Annotated in this window: 12 protein-coding genes and 1 tRNA gene; 1 reads left to right on the forward strand and 12 read right to left on the reverse strand. The window is 43.4% G+C overall.

What is annotated here, in order from left to right:
* Positions 1 to 165 precede the first annotated feature (165 nt).
* A tRNA-Gln gene (locus tag FYJ75_RS07955) sits at positions 166 to 237 on the reverse strand.
* 63 nt (positions 238 to 300) lie between these two features.
* Positions 301 to 1,008 carry a YigZ family protein gene (locus FYJ75_RS07960; protein WP_154429930.1) on the reverse strand — a complete coding sequence of 236 codons (708 nt, stop codon included), beginning with the start codon at positions 1,006 to 1,008 and terminating at the stop codon, positions 301 to 303.
* A gap of 258 nt (positions 1,009 to 1,266) precedes the next feature.
* Between FYJ75_RS07960 and FYJ75_RS07965 the strand changes: the two genes are divergently transcribed.
* Positions 1,267 to 3,990 (forward strand): transglycosylase domain-containing protein, encoded by a 2,724-nt coding sequence (locus FYJ75_RS07965; protein WP_154429931.1) that lies wholly within the window; start codon positions 1,267 to 1,269, stop codon positions 3,988 to 3,990.
* 117 nt (positions 3,991 to 4,107) lie between these two features.
* Here the strand turns inward: FYJ75_RS07965 and FYJ75_RS07970 are convergent, their stop codons facing one another.
* From FYJ75_RS07970 to uvrC, 10 genes are all read right to left on the reverse strand, one after another.
* Positions 4,108 to 5,877, reverse strand: coding sequence for an ammonium transporter (locus FYJ75_RS07970; protein WP_154429932.1), 1,770 nt, complete (start codon positions 5,875 to 5,877; stop codon positions 4,108 to 4,110).
* Between the two features lie 124 nt (positions 5,878 to 6,001).
* Entirely contained in the window at positions 6,002 to 8,119 is a 2,118-nt protein-coding gene (locus FYJ75_RS07975; protein ID WP_154429933.1) for a glutamine synthetase III family protein, read from the reverse strand.
* A 343-nt stretch (positions 8,120 to 8,462) separates the two neighbouring features.
* On the reverse strand, positions 8,463 to 9,329 hold the full coding sequence (gene fba, locus FYJ75_RS07980; RefSeq protein WP_154429934.1) for a class II fructose-1,6-bisphosphate aldolase: 867 nt from the start codon (positions 9,327 to 9,329) through the stop codon (positions 8,463 to 8,465).
* Positions 9,330 to 9,396: 67 nt separating this feature from the next.
* The gene (locus FYJ75_RS07985; RefSeq protein WP_154429935.1) at positions 9,397 to 10,320 is read right to left on the reverse strand and encodes a diacylglycerol/lipid kinase family protein; all 924 of its coding nucleotides are present in this window, start codon (positions 10,318 to 10,320) and stop codon (positions 9,397 to 9,399) included.
* A 12-nt stretch (positions 10,321 to 10,332) separates the two neighbouring features.
* Positions 10,333 to 11,235: a DNA-binding protein WhiA gene (gene whiA / locus FYJ75_RS07990; protein ID WP_154429936.1), complete on the reverse strand. Its 903-nt coding sequence runs from the start codon at positions 11,233 to 11,235 to the stop codon at positions 10,333 to 10,335.
* Position 11,236: 1 nt separating this feature from the next.
* The gene (gene rapZ / locus FYJ75_RS07995) at positions 11,237 to 12,118 is read right to left on the reverse strand and encodes an RNase adapter RapZ (protein ID WP_154429937.1); all 882 of its coding nucleotides are present in this window, start codon (positions 12,116 to 12,118) and stop codon (positions 11,237 to 11,239) included.
* A gap of 1 nt (position 12,119) precedes the next feature.
* A complete protein-coding gene (gene murB, locus FYJ75_RS08000; RefSeq protein WP_154429938.1) occupies positions 12,120 to 13,028 on the reverse strand; it encodes a UDP-N-acetylmuramate dehydrogenase in 909 nt (302 codons plus the stop codon).
* Positions 13,029 to 13,062: 34 nt separating this feature from the next.
* On the reverse strand, positions 13,063 to 14,463 hold the full coding sequence (locus tag FYJ75_RS08005; RefSeq protein ID WP_154429939.1) for an aminopeptidase: 1,401 nt from the start codon (positions 14,461 to 14,463) through the stop codon (positions 13,063 to 13,065).
* 80 nt (positions 14,464 to 14,543) lie between these two features.
* The gene (hprK, locus tag FYJ75_RS08010) at positions 14,544 to 15,491 is read right to left on the reverse strand and encodes an HPr(Ser) kinase/phosphatase (RefSeq protein ID WP_154429940.1); all 948 of its coding nucleotides are present in this window, start codon (positions 15,489 to 15,491) and stop codon (positions 14,544 to 14,546) included.
* A gap of 108 nt (positions 15,492 to 15,599) precedes the next feature.
* The gene (gene uvrC / locus FYJ75_RS08015; RefSeq protein WP_154429941.1) at positions 15,600 to 17,513 is read right to left on the reverse strand and encodes an excinuclease ABC subunit UvrC; all 1,914 of its coding nucleotides are present in this window, start codon (positions 17,511 to 17,513) and stop codon (positions 15,600 to 15,602) included.
* Positions 17,514 to 17,517 lie beyond the last annotated feature (4 nt).

Here is a 17,517-nt window from a genome sequence, read left to right on the forward strand (position 1 = left end):
TCCCCTCACGTTAATCATAGTCTTGCTATGAACAGGACACCCTTGGTCTTGGCTGTATCCTTCCCACTACTAGGGCGGATTAGGAACTTTCATCCATTAGCGACGTGCGCCGCAAGGCGCACATAAAGCAAAAGCACCACTGATCACTCAGTAGTGCTTGATGAGCTGGCCCACAAGGATTCGAACCTTGAAATGACGGAGTCAGAGTCCGTTGCCTTACCGTTTGGCGATGGGCCATTACTTAGTTGTTTGTGTTGTTCGCTTCAACAATAGCTAGTATACATGCTCACCCGCTTTCTGTCAACAACTTTTTGTAAAAATTTTCACATTTTTTTCTACAATTGCGAATTCTATCTCGTCACCCCAGGAAATACGGGCATTTCCGCTTGTCTGCTCTGTAATTTTTTTCTCCAGATCGGCCTTTTTTTCGATCGGAACAAGTACCTGCATCATCACATCTGCCCCATATTCGGAATTAACAATATGAATATTCTCCTGTCCGAACAGATACTGTAATTTTCCAATTCCATTATAATCGGTTCCGACCTCTAAAAGAATGCCAGCCTTCTTTTCAATGATCTGGCTGGCAGCAAGACCTTCCTGCGTTGCTTTCTGATATGCTCTCACAAGACCACCTGTGCCGAGCAGTACGCCACCAAAATATCTGGTTACTACGACTGCTGCATTATGAATTCCTTCCTTTAACAGAACATCAAGCATCGGACGTCCTGCTGTCTGCGCCGGTTCCCCATCATCGGAACAGCGTGTGATCTCCTGACGTTCTCCAAGTACAAATGCGGAACAGTTATGTCTTGCATCCCAGTATTTCTTTTTCATTTCATTGATAAAAGCAACTGCCTCTTCCTCTGTTTCCACAGGACGAACCGTGGCAATAAATCTGGATTTCTTCTCCACAATCTCTCCTTCGCCACCTTTGTATACAATCTTATAACCTTCCTGTAAAGATTCCTGAACCGGTTTTGCCTTTTCACTGCTGTTCTTTGCCATTTTTGTGTTCTCCCTGTATAAAATTACCATTTTCTTCCGATACTTATCCATGACACGAAATTTTCTGTGTGGATGTATGCTTATACAGTATATCATGTTCATCATTCACAATACAATTTTTTCTTTATTATACCGTTATTTTTTGCTATAATATTGATTAAGCGTACTTTTATACAAGCACCGCTTATCAGGAATTCTGCGATTGCAGTTTTCTTTGCACATAAAAATAGAATACAGCGAACTCAAAGGAGGGCCTATATGAATTACGGAAAACGCAGTACCAAGCGTCTGGAAAAACAGGCAGACGCAAAAAGTACGAAAATTCGTAAGAAGTTCGGCATCATTATCTGCAAGGCAGTTTTGATTGGTATCCTGCTAGTCGTGGTAATCGGCGGATGTGCCGGTGTCGGTATTATGAAAGGCATTATTGATTCTGCCCCTGATATTTCCGAGATCGACGTTACTCCTACCGGTTTTTCCACAACCGTTCTCGCAAGCGACGGAACAGAAACCGCTACTCTTGTCGGTTCCGGTTCCAATCGTCAGTACGTAACGATCGACGAGATTCCGGAAGATCTGCAGCATGCATTTGTCGCAGTGGAAGATTCCCGGTTTTACGAGCACAATGGTATTGACCTTTATGGTATCGGTCGTGCCGCAGTAAAAGGTGTTTTATCCGGTGGCGACTTTGATCAGGGTGCCAGTACGATCACTCAGCAGCTCATCAAGAACAATGTTCTTACAACGTGGACCAGCGAGACTACTTTTATCGAACGCCTTCAGCGTAAGATTCAGGAACAGTATCTTGCTGTCAAACTGGAGGAACAGGTTCAGGACAAAGACTGGATTCTCGAGAATTATCTGAATTCCATCAACCTTGGTGCTAATACACTTGGTGTTCAGGCTGCATCCCAGAAATATTTCGGCAAAGACGTATCCGAACTGACACTTTCTGAGTGTGCGGTGATTGCAGGTATTACCAAGAATCCTTCCGGATATAATCCGATCACACACCCGGATGCCAATGCAAAACGGCGTACAAAGGTATTGGACGATATGCTCGACCAGAAGTACATTACACAGTCTGAGTATAACGAGGCAATGGCCGACGATGTTTATTCCAGAATCGCCGAATACAACTCCGTGAACGATGACAGTGTCAATTCCTATTTCGTAGATGCTCTGATCGAGCAGGTAATCGATGACCTCGTCAACATCAAGGGATATTCGGAAACCGAAGCTTACAAAGCAATCTACCAGGGTGGTCTTACCATCAACTCCACTCAGGATCTGAACATCCAGCAAATTGCCGATGAAGAGGTCAACAACGCAGACAATTACAGTGGCAATCCGAAATACTCCTTCAGTCTTTCTTTCCAGGTAAAACTGGCGGACGGCACCTATAAGACTTATACAAATCAGACGATGCTTTCCTACTATAAAGAAAAGACCGGCAATCAGGAATTTTCCATCGATTACAGTTCTGAGGATGAATGTTATGCCGCAATCTCGCAATATGAGCAGGATGTTCTTGGAGAAGGCGACACGATCGTAGACGGAACCGAATCCATTCATATTACTCTGCAGCCTCAGGTTGCAGCAACTATCATGGATCAGTATTCCGGAAAAGTTCTCGCTCTTGTCGGCGGACGTGGCGATAAGGTTGGAAACCGTACGTGGAACCGTGCAACAGACACAACCCGTCAGCCTGGTTCCTGCTTCAAGATCATCGGATGCTATGCACCGGCTCTGGATGCCGGCGGACGTACTCTGGCTTCTGTTGAAGACGATGCACCTTTTACCGTAGGAAGCAAAACCTTCAACAACTATGATTTCCGCTACCGCGGATTCACCAATTACCGTACCGCGATCACCAATTCCATGAACGTCGTAACGGTAAAAGCATTACAGAGAATCGGCGTTGACCTTGGTTACCAGTATGCACAGAGTTTTGGATTTACCACACTGGTCGATCAGGACAAAAACCTTGCACTTGCGCTTGGTGGTCTGACCAACGGTGTTACCAATCTGGAACTGACTGCAGCATATGCAACAATTGCCAATTCCGGTGATTATAATGAGCCAATCTTCTACACCACGATTTACGATCACGATGGCAATCTGCTTCTCGACCGTACTGAGAATCAGGAACAGCACGAAGTTTTAAGTGATGATACCGCATGGCTTTTAACCGATGCCATGAAAGATGTTCTGACATCTGGTACCGGTAAAAGTGCTTATTTTGGCATGAATATGGGACAGGCTGGTAAAACAGGTACAACAACCGGTAACCGCGATACCGTATTTGCCGCATACACTCCATATTACACATGTGCGATCTGGGGTGGATATGATGATAACGCAATGGAAAACGGTTCAACAAACTATCCGAAGGTTATCTGGAAATCCATTATGACAAGACTTCACGAAGGTCTTGAACCAAAAGATTTCACGATGCCATCCACGATATCGACCGCATCCGTATGTAAAGAATCCGGACTTCTTCCACTCGAAGGTGTCTGTGACAACGACCAGCGTGGTTCCACAGTATATACAGAGTATTTTGCAAAAGGTACCGTTCCAACTACACAGTGTGACCACCATACATTATTAAATATTGATAATTCAACCGGTCTGATTGCCAATGCTTTCTGCCCGGCTGATCTGGTAGAACAAAAAGTATTTATTATCGGAGGAACTCCGGGAACAGAAGAAAATGACTTCCAGGCAAGTGAAGAATTCTTAAACCGCACCTGTGACGTCCATAATGCTTCCAATACCGAAACAACTACTACCGATCCGGTACAGACAGATCCTGCTTCGACCGATTCCGGTACAAGCAGTGATTCCACCAGTACCTCAACAACGACAAGTAACAGTACTTCAACAACGACAACCGGAACTTCCGGTGACAACGGAAGTACTGCTACTTCTTCCGATCAAAACGGAAACAGTAATACTCCATCAAACAATGGTAATTAAACAATATGAAAACAGCAAAAACCCCGAAGCCGAAAGCTTCGGGGTTTTTGCTGTTTTGTTGATGTATATAACTAAGGGGATTAGATTCACTAATCTAACCACTAGATTAGTGCTATGTTATTCAACGTCCTGCAATGCTGCAATGTCTTCTTCGCCAGTACGGACTTTTACGACTTTTGCTACATCGTATACGAAGATCTTGCCATCTCCAATATGGCCTGTATAAAGAGTTTTCTTTGCTGCTTCGATCACAGTTTCTACCGGGATCTTGCTTACTACAACTTCAACTTTTACTTTTGGTAATAAGGTTGCATCCAACTCAGCACCACGATATTTCTCACCGGCACCTTTCTGGATACCACAACCCATAACCTGTGTTACTGTCATACCGGTTACACCGATATCGTTCATTGCTTTCTTTAAGTGATCGTATCTTGACAGTCTTGAAATAATAACCACTTTATAGATACCTGTAGCATCATGTGGAACACTGACAACTTTGACAGCTGCATTCTTCTGTACCTCAGAAGCACTCTCATAGTCTGCTGTACCAAGATCTGTGTTCTCGTTTACATCCATTGTCATTGTGTTGGAAACATCCATAATAGAGAAGCCTGCGTATGCAGATGGAAGACCATGCTCCATAGAATCCAGACCAACAATTTCTTCTTCCTCGGATACACGAAGTCCGATAGTCGCCTTAATTACCAGGAATGTAATGGTAATCGTAACAGCAGCCCATGCACCTACGGTAAGCACGCCAAGACACTGAAGTCCGAGTAATTTAAATCCTCCGCCATAGAAAAGTCCGACAAGTTCGTTTCCGTTTGCATCTGCGATAGAATATCCAGGTGCTGAATTTGTTGCAAATAAACCAACTGCAATTGTTCCCCAGATACCGTTTAAGCAGTGAACTGCTACGGCACCAACCGGGTCATCAATTCTTAATACGTTATCTAAAAGCCATACACCGAAGCATACAAGCAGTCCGGATACAACACCGATGCAGATTGCACCGAAACAATCCGTTACATCACATGGAGCTGTAATACCAACAAGACCTGCAAGTGATGCATTCAGACACATGGATACATCTGGTTTTCCATATTTTACCCATGTGAATACCATACATACTACAGTTGCAACTGCAGGAGCCACGGTTGTTACAAGGAAAATTGATCCAAGCTGTGCATTGGATGTAGCTGCTGCACCGTTAAATCCATACCATCCGAACCAGAGGATGAAACATCCAAGACATCCAAGTGGAAGGTTATGTCCAGGGAAAGCGTTTACTTTCACGATCTTTCCTGATTTGTCTTTGCTGAATTTACCAATACGTGGTCCAAGAAGAGCAGCTCCGATCAGAGCGGAAATACCACCTACCATATGGATTGCACAGGAACCTGCGAAATCATGGAATCCAAGCTGTGCTAACCAGCCGCCGCCCCAGATCCAGTGTGCCTCGATCGGGTAGATCAATGCGGAGATTACTCCGGAATAAATACAATAAGATAAGAATTTTGTTCTCTCAGCCATAGCACCGGATACGATCGTTGCTGTGGTTGCACAGAATACCAGGTTAAATACAAAACTTGAAAAATCGAAATTTGAATAGGATGTAAAGATATCAAATCCAGGTTTTCCGATAAATCCAAGGAAATCTTCTCCTAACAGGAATGAAAAACCGATCAAAATGAATACCACGGTACCAATACAGAAGTCCATCAGGTTTTTCATCAAAATATTTCCGGCATTCTTTGCTCTGGTAAATCCCGTTTCAACCATTGCAAATCCTGCCTGCATCCAGAATACAAGTGCAGCACCGATCAGGAACCATATCCCGAACATGTGCTCATCAATTATGTTCATAATCGCTTCTTGTGTCATAACTATGTCCTCCTAACCTATCTTCCAAAATAAAAAATGCGATACATTTCCCTTATTCCACAGCTTTGTGGTTCGAAAATGCATCGCATTCTTTTTGAAAGTGATGTTTAAATATTAATTTGGATTATACCTCGAAGATTAAATCTCCGTAAGATGGCATTGGCCACATATCTTTGTCAACGATCATCTCTAATTTATCAACAGGAGCTCTTAATGCGTCCATAGCAGCTTTTACAGTATCTCTGTAGTAAGCAGCCTGTTCTCTTCCCTCTTCCATAGCTCCGCCTGCTTCTGTAACTTCTTCCAGTTTTGCAAGTGCGGCTTTTGTCTCTGCTAATAATGCAGATGTCTGTACCAGAAGTTCTTTCTGTGCGGATGTATCTGCCTCTGCACATGCTGTCTGTACAGCGGTAAGAGAAGTTGCAAGTTCTGTTGTGTATCCGATTACAGAAGGAATGATCTGTTTTCCAGCAACATCGATCATTGTCTTTGCCTCGATGTTGATTGTCTTAGCGTATGTCTCATACTCGATCTCAACACGGGACTCTAACTCTGTCTTTGTGAATACATTGAATTTTTCAAATGCAGCTACGTTCTGTGGTGCTACGTATGCAGGAATTGCATCTACCATGGATTTGATGTTTGGAAGTCCACGTTTTGCAGCTTCTTCTACCCACTCATCTGAATATCCATTTCCGTTGAAGATAATTCTCTGATGCTCTGTAGCGTATTTCTTGATCAGATCATGTACTGCAAGTTCAAAGTCATCTGCTTTCTCTAAGATATCACATGCATCTGAGAATGCTTCTGCAACGATTGTGTTCAGTACGATGTTTGGCTGTGCAACAGAATCCTGTGAACCAACCATACGGAACTCAAATTTGTTACCTGTGAATGCGAATGGTGATGTACGGTTACGGTCTGTAGCATCTTTCATGAAATCAGGTAATGTCTTAACACCGGTCTCTAATTTCTCACCTGATAAACTGTGTGTTGCAGCACCTGTGCTTACCAGCTGTGTAATAACATCCTGTAACTGCTCTCCAAGATATACAGAAAGGATTGCTGGTGGTGCCTCGTTTGCTCCTAATCTGTGGTCGTTTCCGACGTCAGCTGCGGATGCACGAAGAAGATCAGCATGCTCATCAACAGCTTTTAAGATACAGGTCAGAACTAATAAGAACTGTACATTCTCATGAGGTGTTGCACCTGGCTCTAATAAGTTGATTCCGTCGTCTGTTGTGATAGACCAGTTGTTGTGTTTACCAGATCCGTTTACACCTGCAAATGGTTTCTCATGAAGCAGGCACTGTAAGCCATGACGTCCGGCAACTTTCTTTAATGTTTCCATCATTAACTGGTTGTTATCAACAGCTACGTTGCACTCTGCATAGATTGGAGCTAACTCATGCTGTGCAGGAGCTACTTCGTTATGCTGTGTTTTTGCTGTTACACCGAGCTTCCAGAGTTCTTTGTTGACATCGTTCATGTAAGCTGCGATTCTCTCTCTGATTGCTCCGAAGTAATGATCATCCATCTCCTGTCCTTTTGGAGGCATTGCTCCGAATAAGGTACGTCCGGTGAAGATCAGATCTTTACGCTGCAGATATTTCTCTCTGTCAACGATGAAGTACTCCTGTTCCGGTCCAACGGATGGTGTGACTTTCTTGGATGTTGTGTTTCCGAATAATCTTAAAAGACGAAGTGACTGGTCATTGATTGCTTCCATGGAACGAAGAAGTGGTGTTTTCTGATCCAGTGCTTCTCCTGTGTATGAGCAGAATGCTGTAGGAATGCAAAGTGTTGCTCCTGCTGCGTCCTGACGTACAAATGCAGGTGATGTACAATCCCAGGCTGTATATCCTCTTGCTTCAAATGTTGCACGAAGTCCTCCGGATGGGAAAGATGATGCATCCGGCTCACCTTTAATTAACTCTTTGCCGGAAAAGCTCATCAGAACTTTGCCGTTTGGCATTGGAGCTGTAATAAAGGAATCATGTTTCTCAGCGGTTACACCGGTCAGTGGCTGGAACCAATGTGTATAATGTGTAGCGCCTTTTTCAATTGCCCATTCCTTCATCTCGTGTGCGATGACATCGGCTGTCTCGAGGTCAAGTTCTTTTCCCTCATCCATAACTTCGTGAAGTTTCTTGTAGACTTTCTTTGGAAGACGTTCCTGCATTACTGCATCGTTAAATACGTTTTCTCCAAAAATGTCTGCTACGTTGTAGTACTCACTCATTTTCTAAACATCCTTTCTTTTTGTCACAATCAAATCCCCTTGATGTGAACTATATTTGATAATGTGTTCATTCTACGGAAATTTGCCCTGTAAATGAAATGAGGGCATTCCAATCCCATTGGAACGCCCTCGTTCGTGTCTCACATTATTTCTGAAACTAAGATACCTCTTTTCCCTTCAAAAAGCAATATCTTTTTTTCAAAAAATAAAGTTTTATCTAATCTGACGATTTTTCGACACTCCAATGATTTCTTTTGTGAAATTTATCCAACTAATACGTTAGCATAATAAAACAAAAGCAGGGCGTGGCCAAAACGGCCATGCCCTGCAAATATTGCAATCATTATTCTGCTTTGCCAACAGAACCAAATAATTCCATTTTCTCTTTTACAGTTGCTTTGATAGCTTCTGCACCTGGAGCTAATAATTTACGAGGATCAAATCCTTTACCCTCTAAATCCTTACCAGCTTCGATGTATTTACGTGTAGCTTCCTGGAATGCTAACTGGCACTCTGTGTTAACGTTGATCTTAGATACGCCAAGAGAGATTGCTTTCTTGATCATATCAGCTGGGATACCTGTACCACCGTGAAGTACTAATGGCATAGCTCCTGTTTTCTCCTGAACTGCTGCAAGAGTCTCGAAGCTTAATCCTGGCCAGTTTGCCGGATATTTACCATGGATGTTACCGATTCCGGCAGCAAGCATGTCTACTCCAAGATCAGCGATTGCTTTACACTCATTCGGATCAGCGCACTCGCCCATTCCTACAACACCGTCTTCTTCTCCACCGATAGAACCAACTTCAGCTTCGATAGACATTCCCATAGCGTGAGCTACAGATACTAATTCTTTTGTCTTAGCGATGTTCTCTTCGATTGGGTAATGAGAACCGTCGAACATGATAGATGTGAATCCGGCTTTGATGCATTTGTAGCATCCTTCGTATGTTCCGTGATCTAAGTGTAATGCTACAGGAACTGTAATTCCAAGTTCTTCATCCATAGCTTTTACCATAGCTGCAACTGTCTTAAATCCAGTCATGTATTTACCAGCACCCTCAGAAACACCTAAGATAACCGGGGATTTTAATTCTTCAGCTGTTAACAGAATAGATTTTGTCCACTCTAAGTTGTTGATGTTGAACTGACCTACTGCATAATGGCCAGCTTTTGCTTTGTCTAACATTTCTTTTGCAGATACTAACATATTGTTTATCCTCCTAATATTAAGTTATTATGATTATATTACATTTCTCTTCAAAAATAAAGTTAAATTATTGACAATCTTTTGATACTTTCGCAGCCTCTTCTTCGTCAACTACGATACGTATTCTCTGCTGAAGATCGCAAATGGTTACATCATCATGTTCTCCACCGAATTCACCATCCAGTGTCCATGCAACTTTTTCTTTTGACATGATATGTAATTCACTTGTTTTAAAAGTATAAACCATATCTGAATCATCAATCAGATTTGTCAGGCAGGCAAGGATCTCGTTCAGTTCGATCGGATTCTTCGGCTTACGGATCAGAGTTACTTCAAATACTCCGTCATCAAGTTTTACATCCGGACCGGTCATACCCTTAAATCCACCGACCGAAATGGAATTCGATACCATTCCATAGATAAATTCATCCTGGATTCTCTGATTCTCATATTCCACATGCATGACATAGGACGGGATATCTCTTAAATGCTTTGCTCCCTCCAGAATGTATGCAGCATGTCCGAAAATATTCTTTAACTGCTGCGGTGTCTGATAGGACACTTCCGTAAAAAGTCCGAATGCTGCAACATACACAAACGTATCGTCATTAAATCGTCCAATATCGCATGGAAATGGCGTTCCATGTACTGCGGTAAGGCAGGAAAGGCGCATCTCCTTTTCAATTCCAAGTGAATTGGCAAAATCGTTCGTGCTGCCCGCCGGAATATAGCCAAGCGGAATATCCAGATTGGCCTGGATCATTCCGGTAACTACTTCATCCAGCGTTCCGTCTCCACCGCTGCATACGATCTGATCGTATCCCGCACCTTCTTCTAAAACCTTTCTGGTGGCATCGGCTCTTGCCTGTGTAGAATAAATGGTCACATCAAACTCTGCCTTGATCATTGTATCTACAATATCTACAAGGTAGTTTCGGATCAGGCCTTTTCCTGAATGCGGATTAAAAATAAATAATAATTTCTTGTTCATACTTTCCCTTCCTTATCTGAGATCTTCGGCAATTTCTGCGATCTTGCGCAGCCTGTGGTTCACCCCTGATTTGCCCACAGGCGGACTCAGATAATTCCCCAGTTCTTTTAACGGACTCTCCGGATGCTCCAGACGCACCTGCGCGATCTCGCTCAGGTTATCCGGAAGACTCTCGAGTCCGATCGTATCCCGGATCAGTTCAATATCCTGTATCTGTTTCACTGCTGCGTTTACCGTTTTACTGATGTTCGCTGTCTCGCAGTTTACTTTGCGATTGACTGAATTACGCATTTCTTTGAGAATCCGGACATTTTCCAGATTCATCAGTGAAACATATGCCTCCATGACATTGAGCATGTCTACAATCTGTGATCCATCTTTCAGATATACAACATAATGATGCTTGCGTACAACGATCTTGGCATCTGTCTCAAAGCTCTCCATCAGTTCCTGCAGCTGTCTGGCCTGTACCTGGCTGTGACATACAATTTCAAAATGATAAGACTTATTGGGATTACTGATCGAACCGGCAGCAAGGAACATTCCACGGATATATGCCCGCTTACAGCAGGTCTGCTGCACCAGCAGTCCATTCATCCTTGCCCCGCGAAGAGATACGTGATCATGTGCATGCCGGAACATCTGAAGATCATCTGCGATCTTAAGCGCCTGCAATACACGCATGGTATCTGCCGGTGAAAGCTCTTTGGTAATATCCACTTCAAAGATCCGTTTCATTAAAATTGCATATTTTTCCTGCAAGATCGGATTCTCTGATTCAAACTGCAGGGTCAGCGGCTGCAGCCGGATCTGACCTTCCATAAAAACGAGAGCAGCCAGCTCTGCAATCTGACAATGTCTGCTCTTACTGTACTGTCTGGCCAGTTCTGCTTTGACTTCACTTGAAAACGACATCCTACTTTCCTCTCAGGGCATCCTTGCCAATATCCCGGTGCTCGATCTTAAGTCCAAATTCTTTATTGCCTTCAAGTCTCTTGTAGAGCTCATTGGCCAGTGTTACCGAACGATGTTTTCCACCGGTACATCCAATGGAAATAACCAGCTGGTTCTTTCCTTCTGATATATAATTCGGAATCAGAAAGTTGATCATGTCCTCCAGTTTATCCAAAAACTGATGCGCTTCCGGAAACTGCATGACATAATCCTGTATTTCCTTATCATTTCCGGTCTTTGCACGCAGTCCGTCTACATAATAAGGATTCGGAAGAAAACGGACATCCATCACAATATCCGAATCGGATGGAATTCCGTATTTAAATCCAAAGGATAAAATTGTCACAAACAGATTCTTATAATCCTGATTCTGTATAAAGATTTTCTCCAGTTCGCCTTTTAATTCCCTTGTGAGCAGCTGGCTGGTATCAATAATGTAATCTGCAGACTTTTTCAGAAATGCAAGCTCCACGCGCTCTTTTTTGATGCCCTGCTCTATGCGTTCCTGTCCGGCAAGCGGATGGTTTCTTCTTGTCTCTTTATATCGCTTTACAAGGACCTCATCCTCTGCATCCAGAAACAGAATCTCAAAGGTTACATCCGGACCGTATTTTTTCAGTCCTTCCAGCACATCCTCCATCTCACCGAGTCCTACGCCGCTTCTAACATCAATTCCAAGAGCTACTTTCTGTGTTTTGGCTGAAAACTGGTTGGAAAATTCTACCAGCTTCCCAATCAGTGGAATTGGAAGATTATCGATACAGAAATATCCCATATCCTCCATCATTTTCATTGCTGTCGATTTGCCTGCTCCGGACATTCCGGTCACGATTACATATTTCATCCTAAAATTCTCCAATCATTTTCACTTCAGGCTCGATCTGAACGTGAAATTCTTCATACACCTTCTTCTGTACATCGGATATCAACTGACGTACATCCCTGGCGGTTGCATCCCCTTTATTAATTACAAATCCACAATGTTTTTCCGACACCTGTGCTCCACCGACCTGATAGCCACGAAGTCCTGCGTCCTGGATCAGTTTTCCTGCAAAATATCCTTCCGGACGTTTGAATGTGCTTCCGGCGCTCGGATATTCCAAAGGCTGTTTGGTGACACGCCGTTCTCTCAGATCTGCCATCACTGCGCGGATCTGTTCTGTATCGGCTTTCTGAAGGCTCAGTTCTGCGGACAAAACAATATAGTTGTTCTCCGGAATGCAGCTGTGACGATAACCAAGATCCAGTTCTTCCAAAGTAAGTGTCCGCTTCTCGCCTTCTTTTGTAAGAACGGTGACTGTGCGGATCACATCTTTCATTTCACCGCCATATGCTCCCGCATTCATCACTACTGCTCCACCGACAGTTCCTGGAATTCCTGCAGCAAATTCCAGTCCCGAAAGGCCATTGGCAGCGGCTTCATTTGCAGCTTTCGAAAGCATTGTACCTGCTGTTACATGCATTTGTTCCCCCTGAATCACGATCTCTTCTGCCGGTTTTCCAAACTCGATCACAACACCGCGGATTCCCTGATCTCCTACCAAAAGATTGCTTCCGTTTCCGATGATTGTAACCGGAATGTCATAATTTTTACATAATCTGAGTACCTCTGCGGTCTCAGATACCTCAGGTGTAACAAGCACATCCGCGCTTCCGCCAATGCGGAAGGTGGTGTGCTTGTTCATAGGTTCATTGATATAGATGTTCTTCTCCGGAAGTATTTCAGCTAACTGTTCTAAAAACTTCTGATTCATGAATAATCTTCCTTCTATATAATGTAATGGTCTTTTATGCTTCTTTCAGGAATGCTACATATCCTCTTAATGCTTCATACAGATCAACTTTGCTGATGATCTCCCATGGTGCATGCATGTTTAAAACAGCGACACCGCTGTCGATAACATTCATATCATAATTTGCAAGGATATATGCGATCGTTCCACCGCCACCCTGATCTACTTTGCCAAGCTCTGCGGTCTGGAATGAAACATCGTTGGTATCCATGATATTTCTTAATTTGGCAACGTACTCTGCGTTTGCATCATTGGATCCTGATTTACCACGTGCACCTGTATATTTGTTGAATACAAGTCCTTTTCCAAAATATGCGGCATTTCTCTTCTCCATTACAGCTGGATAATTTGGATCAAATGCAGCAGATACATCGGAAGAAAGTACTTTGGAATTCTTTAATGCGCGGCGAACAGCCAGTTCACTGTATGCACCAGTCATGTTCATAACCTCTGCAACACAATTTTCAAAGAATCTTGACTCCATTCCGGATGCTCCAACACTTCCGATCTCTTCTTTATCTACAAGAAGACATACGCTTGTATATTCCGGTGCTTCCACCTCAAGCATTGCGCGGAAAGATGGGTATGCACATACACGGTCGTCATGTCCGTATCCCATGATCATACTGCGGTCAAATCCATAATCTCTTGCTGCTCCGGCTGGTACAACCTCGATCTCTGCGGAAAGGAAATCATCTTCATCCACACCGTACTCTCTGGAAAGAATATTTAAAATGTTTGCTTTTACACGTTCCTTTACTTTCTCTCCATTCTCGTCCTTCTCATCTGCCGGAATACTTCCGATCAGAAGATCAAGATTCTCTCCTTCAATCACCTTTGCACCTTTTTTCTCAAGCTGATCTGCGGAAAGATGGATCAGAAGATCGCTGACTCCGAATACCGGGTCTTCCGGTTTATCACCAATATTTACCTTCACGGTTGTTCCATCCTTTTTGCAGATGACACCGTGAAGTGCAAGAGGAAGAGTTACCCACTGGTATTTCTTGATTCCACCATAATAGTGTGTGTCAAGAAGTGCCATGTCTGTATCTTCGTATAAAGGAACCTGTTTTAAGTCCATACGCGGAGAATCAATGTGCGCTCCAAGGATATTCATTCCCTGTTCCATTGGCTTTTTACCAATGATAAACATTGCAATTCCTTTTCCCATATTGTTTGCGATGATCTTATCTCCGGCTTTTACTGTTGCGTTTGCCGCGATCAGCTCATCCATATCCTGATATCCAGCCTTTTGGGCTTCTTCATAAAGTGCTGCTGTACACTCTCTTTCTGTCTTACATGCTGAAATAAACTTACGATATTCCTCTGCGAATTGGAATACCTCGTCTCTTTTTGATCCTAATGGATACTTTTCCCATGCATTTTTCTTTTCCATATTACTTTTTGTCTCCTTAAATTGCATATATTCTTCAAAACCGCACCGGCAATGCTGCCTGATGCCGATTATCCGCTTATTTATTCGTCATCTTCATCCGATTGTCTGGTGATATTAGCCTGAACACGACGATACAGCTCCTGTGCTGCATTATACCCCATCTTCTTCTGTCTGTGGTTAACCGCTGCTGCCTCACAGATCACTGCAAGGTTACGTCCAGGACGGATCGGAAGTGAATGACATACGACCTTATTGCCAAGGTATTCAATGTATTCCTCTTCCAGACCTAACCGGTCATAATCTGCATCTTTCTTCCAGTCCTCCAGCTTGATAACCAGGTCGATCTGCTGCTTCTCTTTTACACATTCAACACCGTAAAGTGTCTTAACATCGATAATACCGATGCCTCGAAGTTCAATGAAATAACGTGTGATATCCGGTGATGTTCCGATCAGTGTATGTTCATTGATCTTGCGGATTTCAACGACATCATCGGTAATCAGACGATGACCTCTCCGGATCAGCTCAAGTGCAGCTTCACTCTTTCCGATTCCGCTTTCACCTGTGATCATGATTCCTTCACCATAAACATCTACCAGTACTCCATGTACCGTAATACATGGTGCAAGCTGTTCACCCAGAGTATTGATCAGCTCTGCCATAAATTCAGAAGTAGAACGGCTTGTTCCAAGGATTGGTACATTGTTCTCTTCTCCAATCCGGATCAGCATCTCATCCGGTTCAATGTCACGGCAGAAAATGATACATGGAATATCATATTTCATAAATTCCGAATAACGCTCTTTCTGTTCTTCCTCACTGAGCAGTTTGATGTATGAATCCTCAACATTACCGATGATCTGAACACGTGACTGTTCAAAATGATCAAAATAACCGCACAGCTGTAATGCCGGACGATTGACATCTGCAGAATGAATCTTCCGTTTCTTCAGATCCATGTCTGATGTATAATTCTTAAGATCTAATAAATCTGCTATTTTTGCAACACTAACACTGATCCCTGTCATACCTGTTCCTCCTGATCTGTCCTCCGGTCATCGCTACCGGATGGATATATTTACACTGCTGACTCGAATGTCACCTTTGCTCATTGTACCATAATCCGGTAATTTCGTCTATATCCGTGGCTGTTGTTCCACCGCTGCTTTCGAAGCTTCCTGCGTCTCTTTGCCGGAGTGGAAAAACGTATAAACCTTCTCCGCCGCTGCAAGATTCATGGATTCTGTTTCCGCAAGTTCTTCCACACTGGCTTCGCGCATCCGCTCAAGAGACTGATATCTTCTCATCAATGCTTTTCTTCTTGCCGGCCCGATTCCTTCAATATCATCAAGTACCGAATGCACCTGGGATTTGGAACGCAAAGATCTGTGATATTCAATCGCAAAACGATGTGCTTCATCCTGAATACGTGTGATCAGTTTAAAACCTTCTCCATGCGTGTCGATCGGTATCTCTACATTATTATAGTAAAGTCCTCTGGTCCTGTGGTTATCGTCTTTTACCATGCCGCAAACCGGAATATGAAGTCCAAGCTCATCTAATACCTGCAGGCAGATATTAACCTGTCCACGTCCACCATCCATCATGATAATGTCCGGGAAACGATGAAAACTTGCAGCCTCTTCCTGCTTCCGGTTCTCACGGATCTCCTTTTGTTCTTCCATTCCATGCGTAAAACGTCTGGTCAGAACCTCATGCATGGACGCATAATCATCCGGTCCTGTAACCGTGCGGAGCTTAAACTTTCGGTAATCACTGCGTTTCGGTTTTCCCTTTTCATATACGATCATGGAACCTACGGTCTCAAATCCATTGATATTGGAAATATCGTATGCTTCCATACGGTTCAGTCCCTCCATGCCAAGAAGTCCTTCGATCTCTTTCACGGCACCAATGGTTCTTCCTTCTTCACGCTTGATCCGTTCTTTGTCCTGGCTGAGTACAAGTTTTGCATTTTTTTCTGCAAGCTCCACCAGCTTCTCTTTCATTCCTTTTTGTGGAATCCGGATGTAAACCTTTCTTCCGCGCTTGTTGGTAAGCCATTCTTCCAGTATCTCAATATCGTCGATCGGCTCCTGCAGCATGATCTCACGTGGAATAAACGGTGTTCCGGAATAGAACTGTTTGATAAAATCGGTAAGGATCAGGCGTTCCGATTCTTCTGTTCCCACACGTACATGAAAATGGTCTCTTCCGATCAGCTTGCCGCTCCGGATAAAAAATACCTGTACAACGGCATCGGTGTCATCTGATGCGATTGCAATGATGTCCTTGTCTTCTCCATCCGTTGCAGTGATCTTCTGTTTCTGTGCGATCTGCGCCACACTGTTTAAAAGTTCCCGGTATTCAATGGCTTTTTCAAATTCCATCTCCTCCGATGCCTGCATCATTTTATCCTTCAGTTCACTCATAACCGGATTGTAATTGCCATTTAAAAACTCCAGTACTTTTGTGATTTTTTTCTGATAGTCTTCCTTTGTGATATAGCCCATGCACGGTGCTTCGCATTGATAGATATGATAATTCAGACACGGGCGTTCCTTGCCGATGTTCTTCGGCAGATTACGGTTGCAGGTACGTATCCCATATATTTTATTGATCAGCTCAATCGTATCTTTTACCGCTCCCGCACTGCTGTATGGTCCAAAATAACGCGATTTGTCCTTTTTCATCTCCCTTGCAAAAAGTACTCTGGGATAGTCTTCCCCAACTGTCACTTTTATATAAGGATAAGTTTTATCATCCCTCAGCATGGTGTTATACTTTGGCCGGTGTTCCTTGATCAGGTTACATTCGAGCACCAGAGCTTCCAGTTCTGAATCTGTGATGATGTATTCGAACCGTGCAATATGTTCCACCATCTGCTTTTTCTTAATTCCTTCATCATGGCTCGGCTGGAAATACTGACGCACACGTTTTCTCAGGCTTACGGCTTTCCCGATATAGATGATTGCATCACTGGCATCATGCATGATATATACGCCCGGATTATCCGGTAATTTTTTTAATTCTTCTTCAAAATCAAACATCTGT

This window comes from Roseburia porci (assembly GCF_009695765.1).
Classification (GTDB): domain Bacteria; phylum Bacillota; class Clostridia; order Lachnospirales; family Lachnospiraceae; genus Roseburia; species Roseburia porci.

Excerpts from the sequence above, each read along its gene's own strand:
- FYJ75_RS07960 (WP_154429930.1), bottom strand. The coding sequence starts at position 1,008 with ATGGCAAAGAACAGCAGTGAAAAGGCAAAACCGGTTCAGGAATCTTTA.
- FYJ75_RS07965 (WP_154429931.1), top strand. The coding sequence starts at position 1,267 with ATGAATTACGGAAAACGCAGTACCAAGCGTCTGGAAAAACAGGCAGAC.
- FYJ75_RS07970 (WP_154429932.1), bottom strand. The coding sequence starts at position 5,877 with ATGACACAAGAAGCGATTATGAACATAATTGATGAGCACATGTTCGGG.
- FYJ75_RS07975 (WP_154429933.1), bottom strand. The coding sequence starts at position 8,119 with ATGAGTGAGTACTACAACGTAGCAGACATTTTTGGAGAAAACGTATTT.
- fba (WP_154429934.1), bottom strand. The coding sequence starts at position 9,329 with ATGTTAGTATCTGCAAAAGAAATGTTAGACAAAGCAAAAGCTGGCCAT.
- FYJ75_RS07985 (WP_154429935.1), bottom strand. The coding sequence starts at position 10,320 with ATGAACAAGAAATTATTATTTATTTTTAATCCGCATTCAGGAAAAGGC.
- whiA (WP_154429936.1), bottom strand. The coding sequence starts at position 11,235 with ATGTCGTTTTCAAGTGAAGTCAAAGCAGAACTGGCCAGACAGTACAGT.
- rapZ (WP_154429937.1), bottom strand. The coding sequence starts at position 12,118 with ATGAAATATGTAATCGTGACCGGAATGTCCGGAGCAGGCAAATCGACA.
- murB (WP_154429938.1), bottom strand. The coding sequence starts at position 13,028 with ATGAATCAGAAGTTTTTAGAACAGTTAGCTGAAATACTTCCGGAGAAG.
- FYJ75_RS08005 (WP_154429939.1), bottom strand. The coding sequence starts at position 14,463 with ATGGAAAAGAAAAATGCATGGGAAAAGTATCCATTAGGATCAAAAAGA.
- hprK (WP_154429940.1), bottom strand. The coding sequence starts at position 15,491 with ATGACAGGGATCAGTGTTAGTGTTGCAAAAATAGCAGATTTATTAGAT.
- uvrC (WP_154429941.1), bottom strand. The coding sequence starts at position 17,513 with ATGTTTGATTTTGAAGAAGAATTAAAAAAATTACCGGATAATCCGGGC.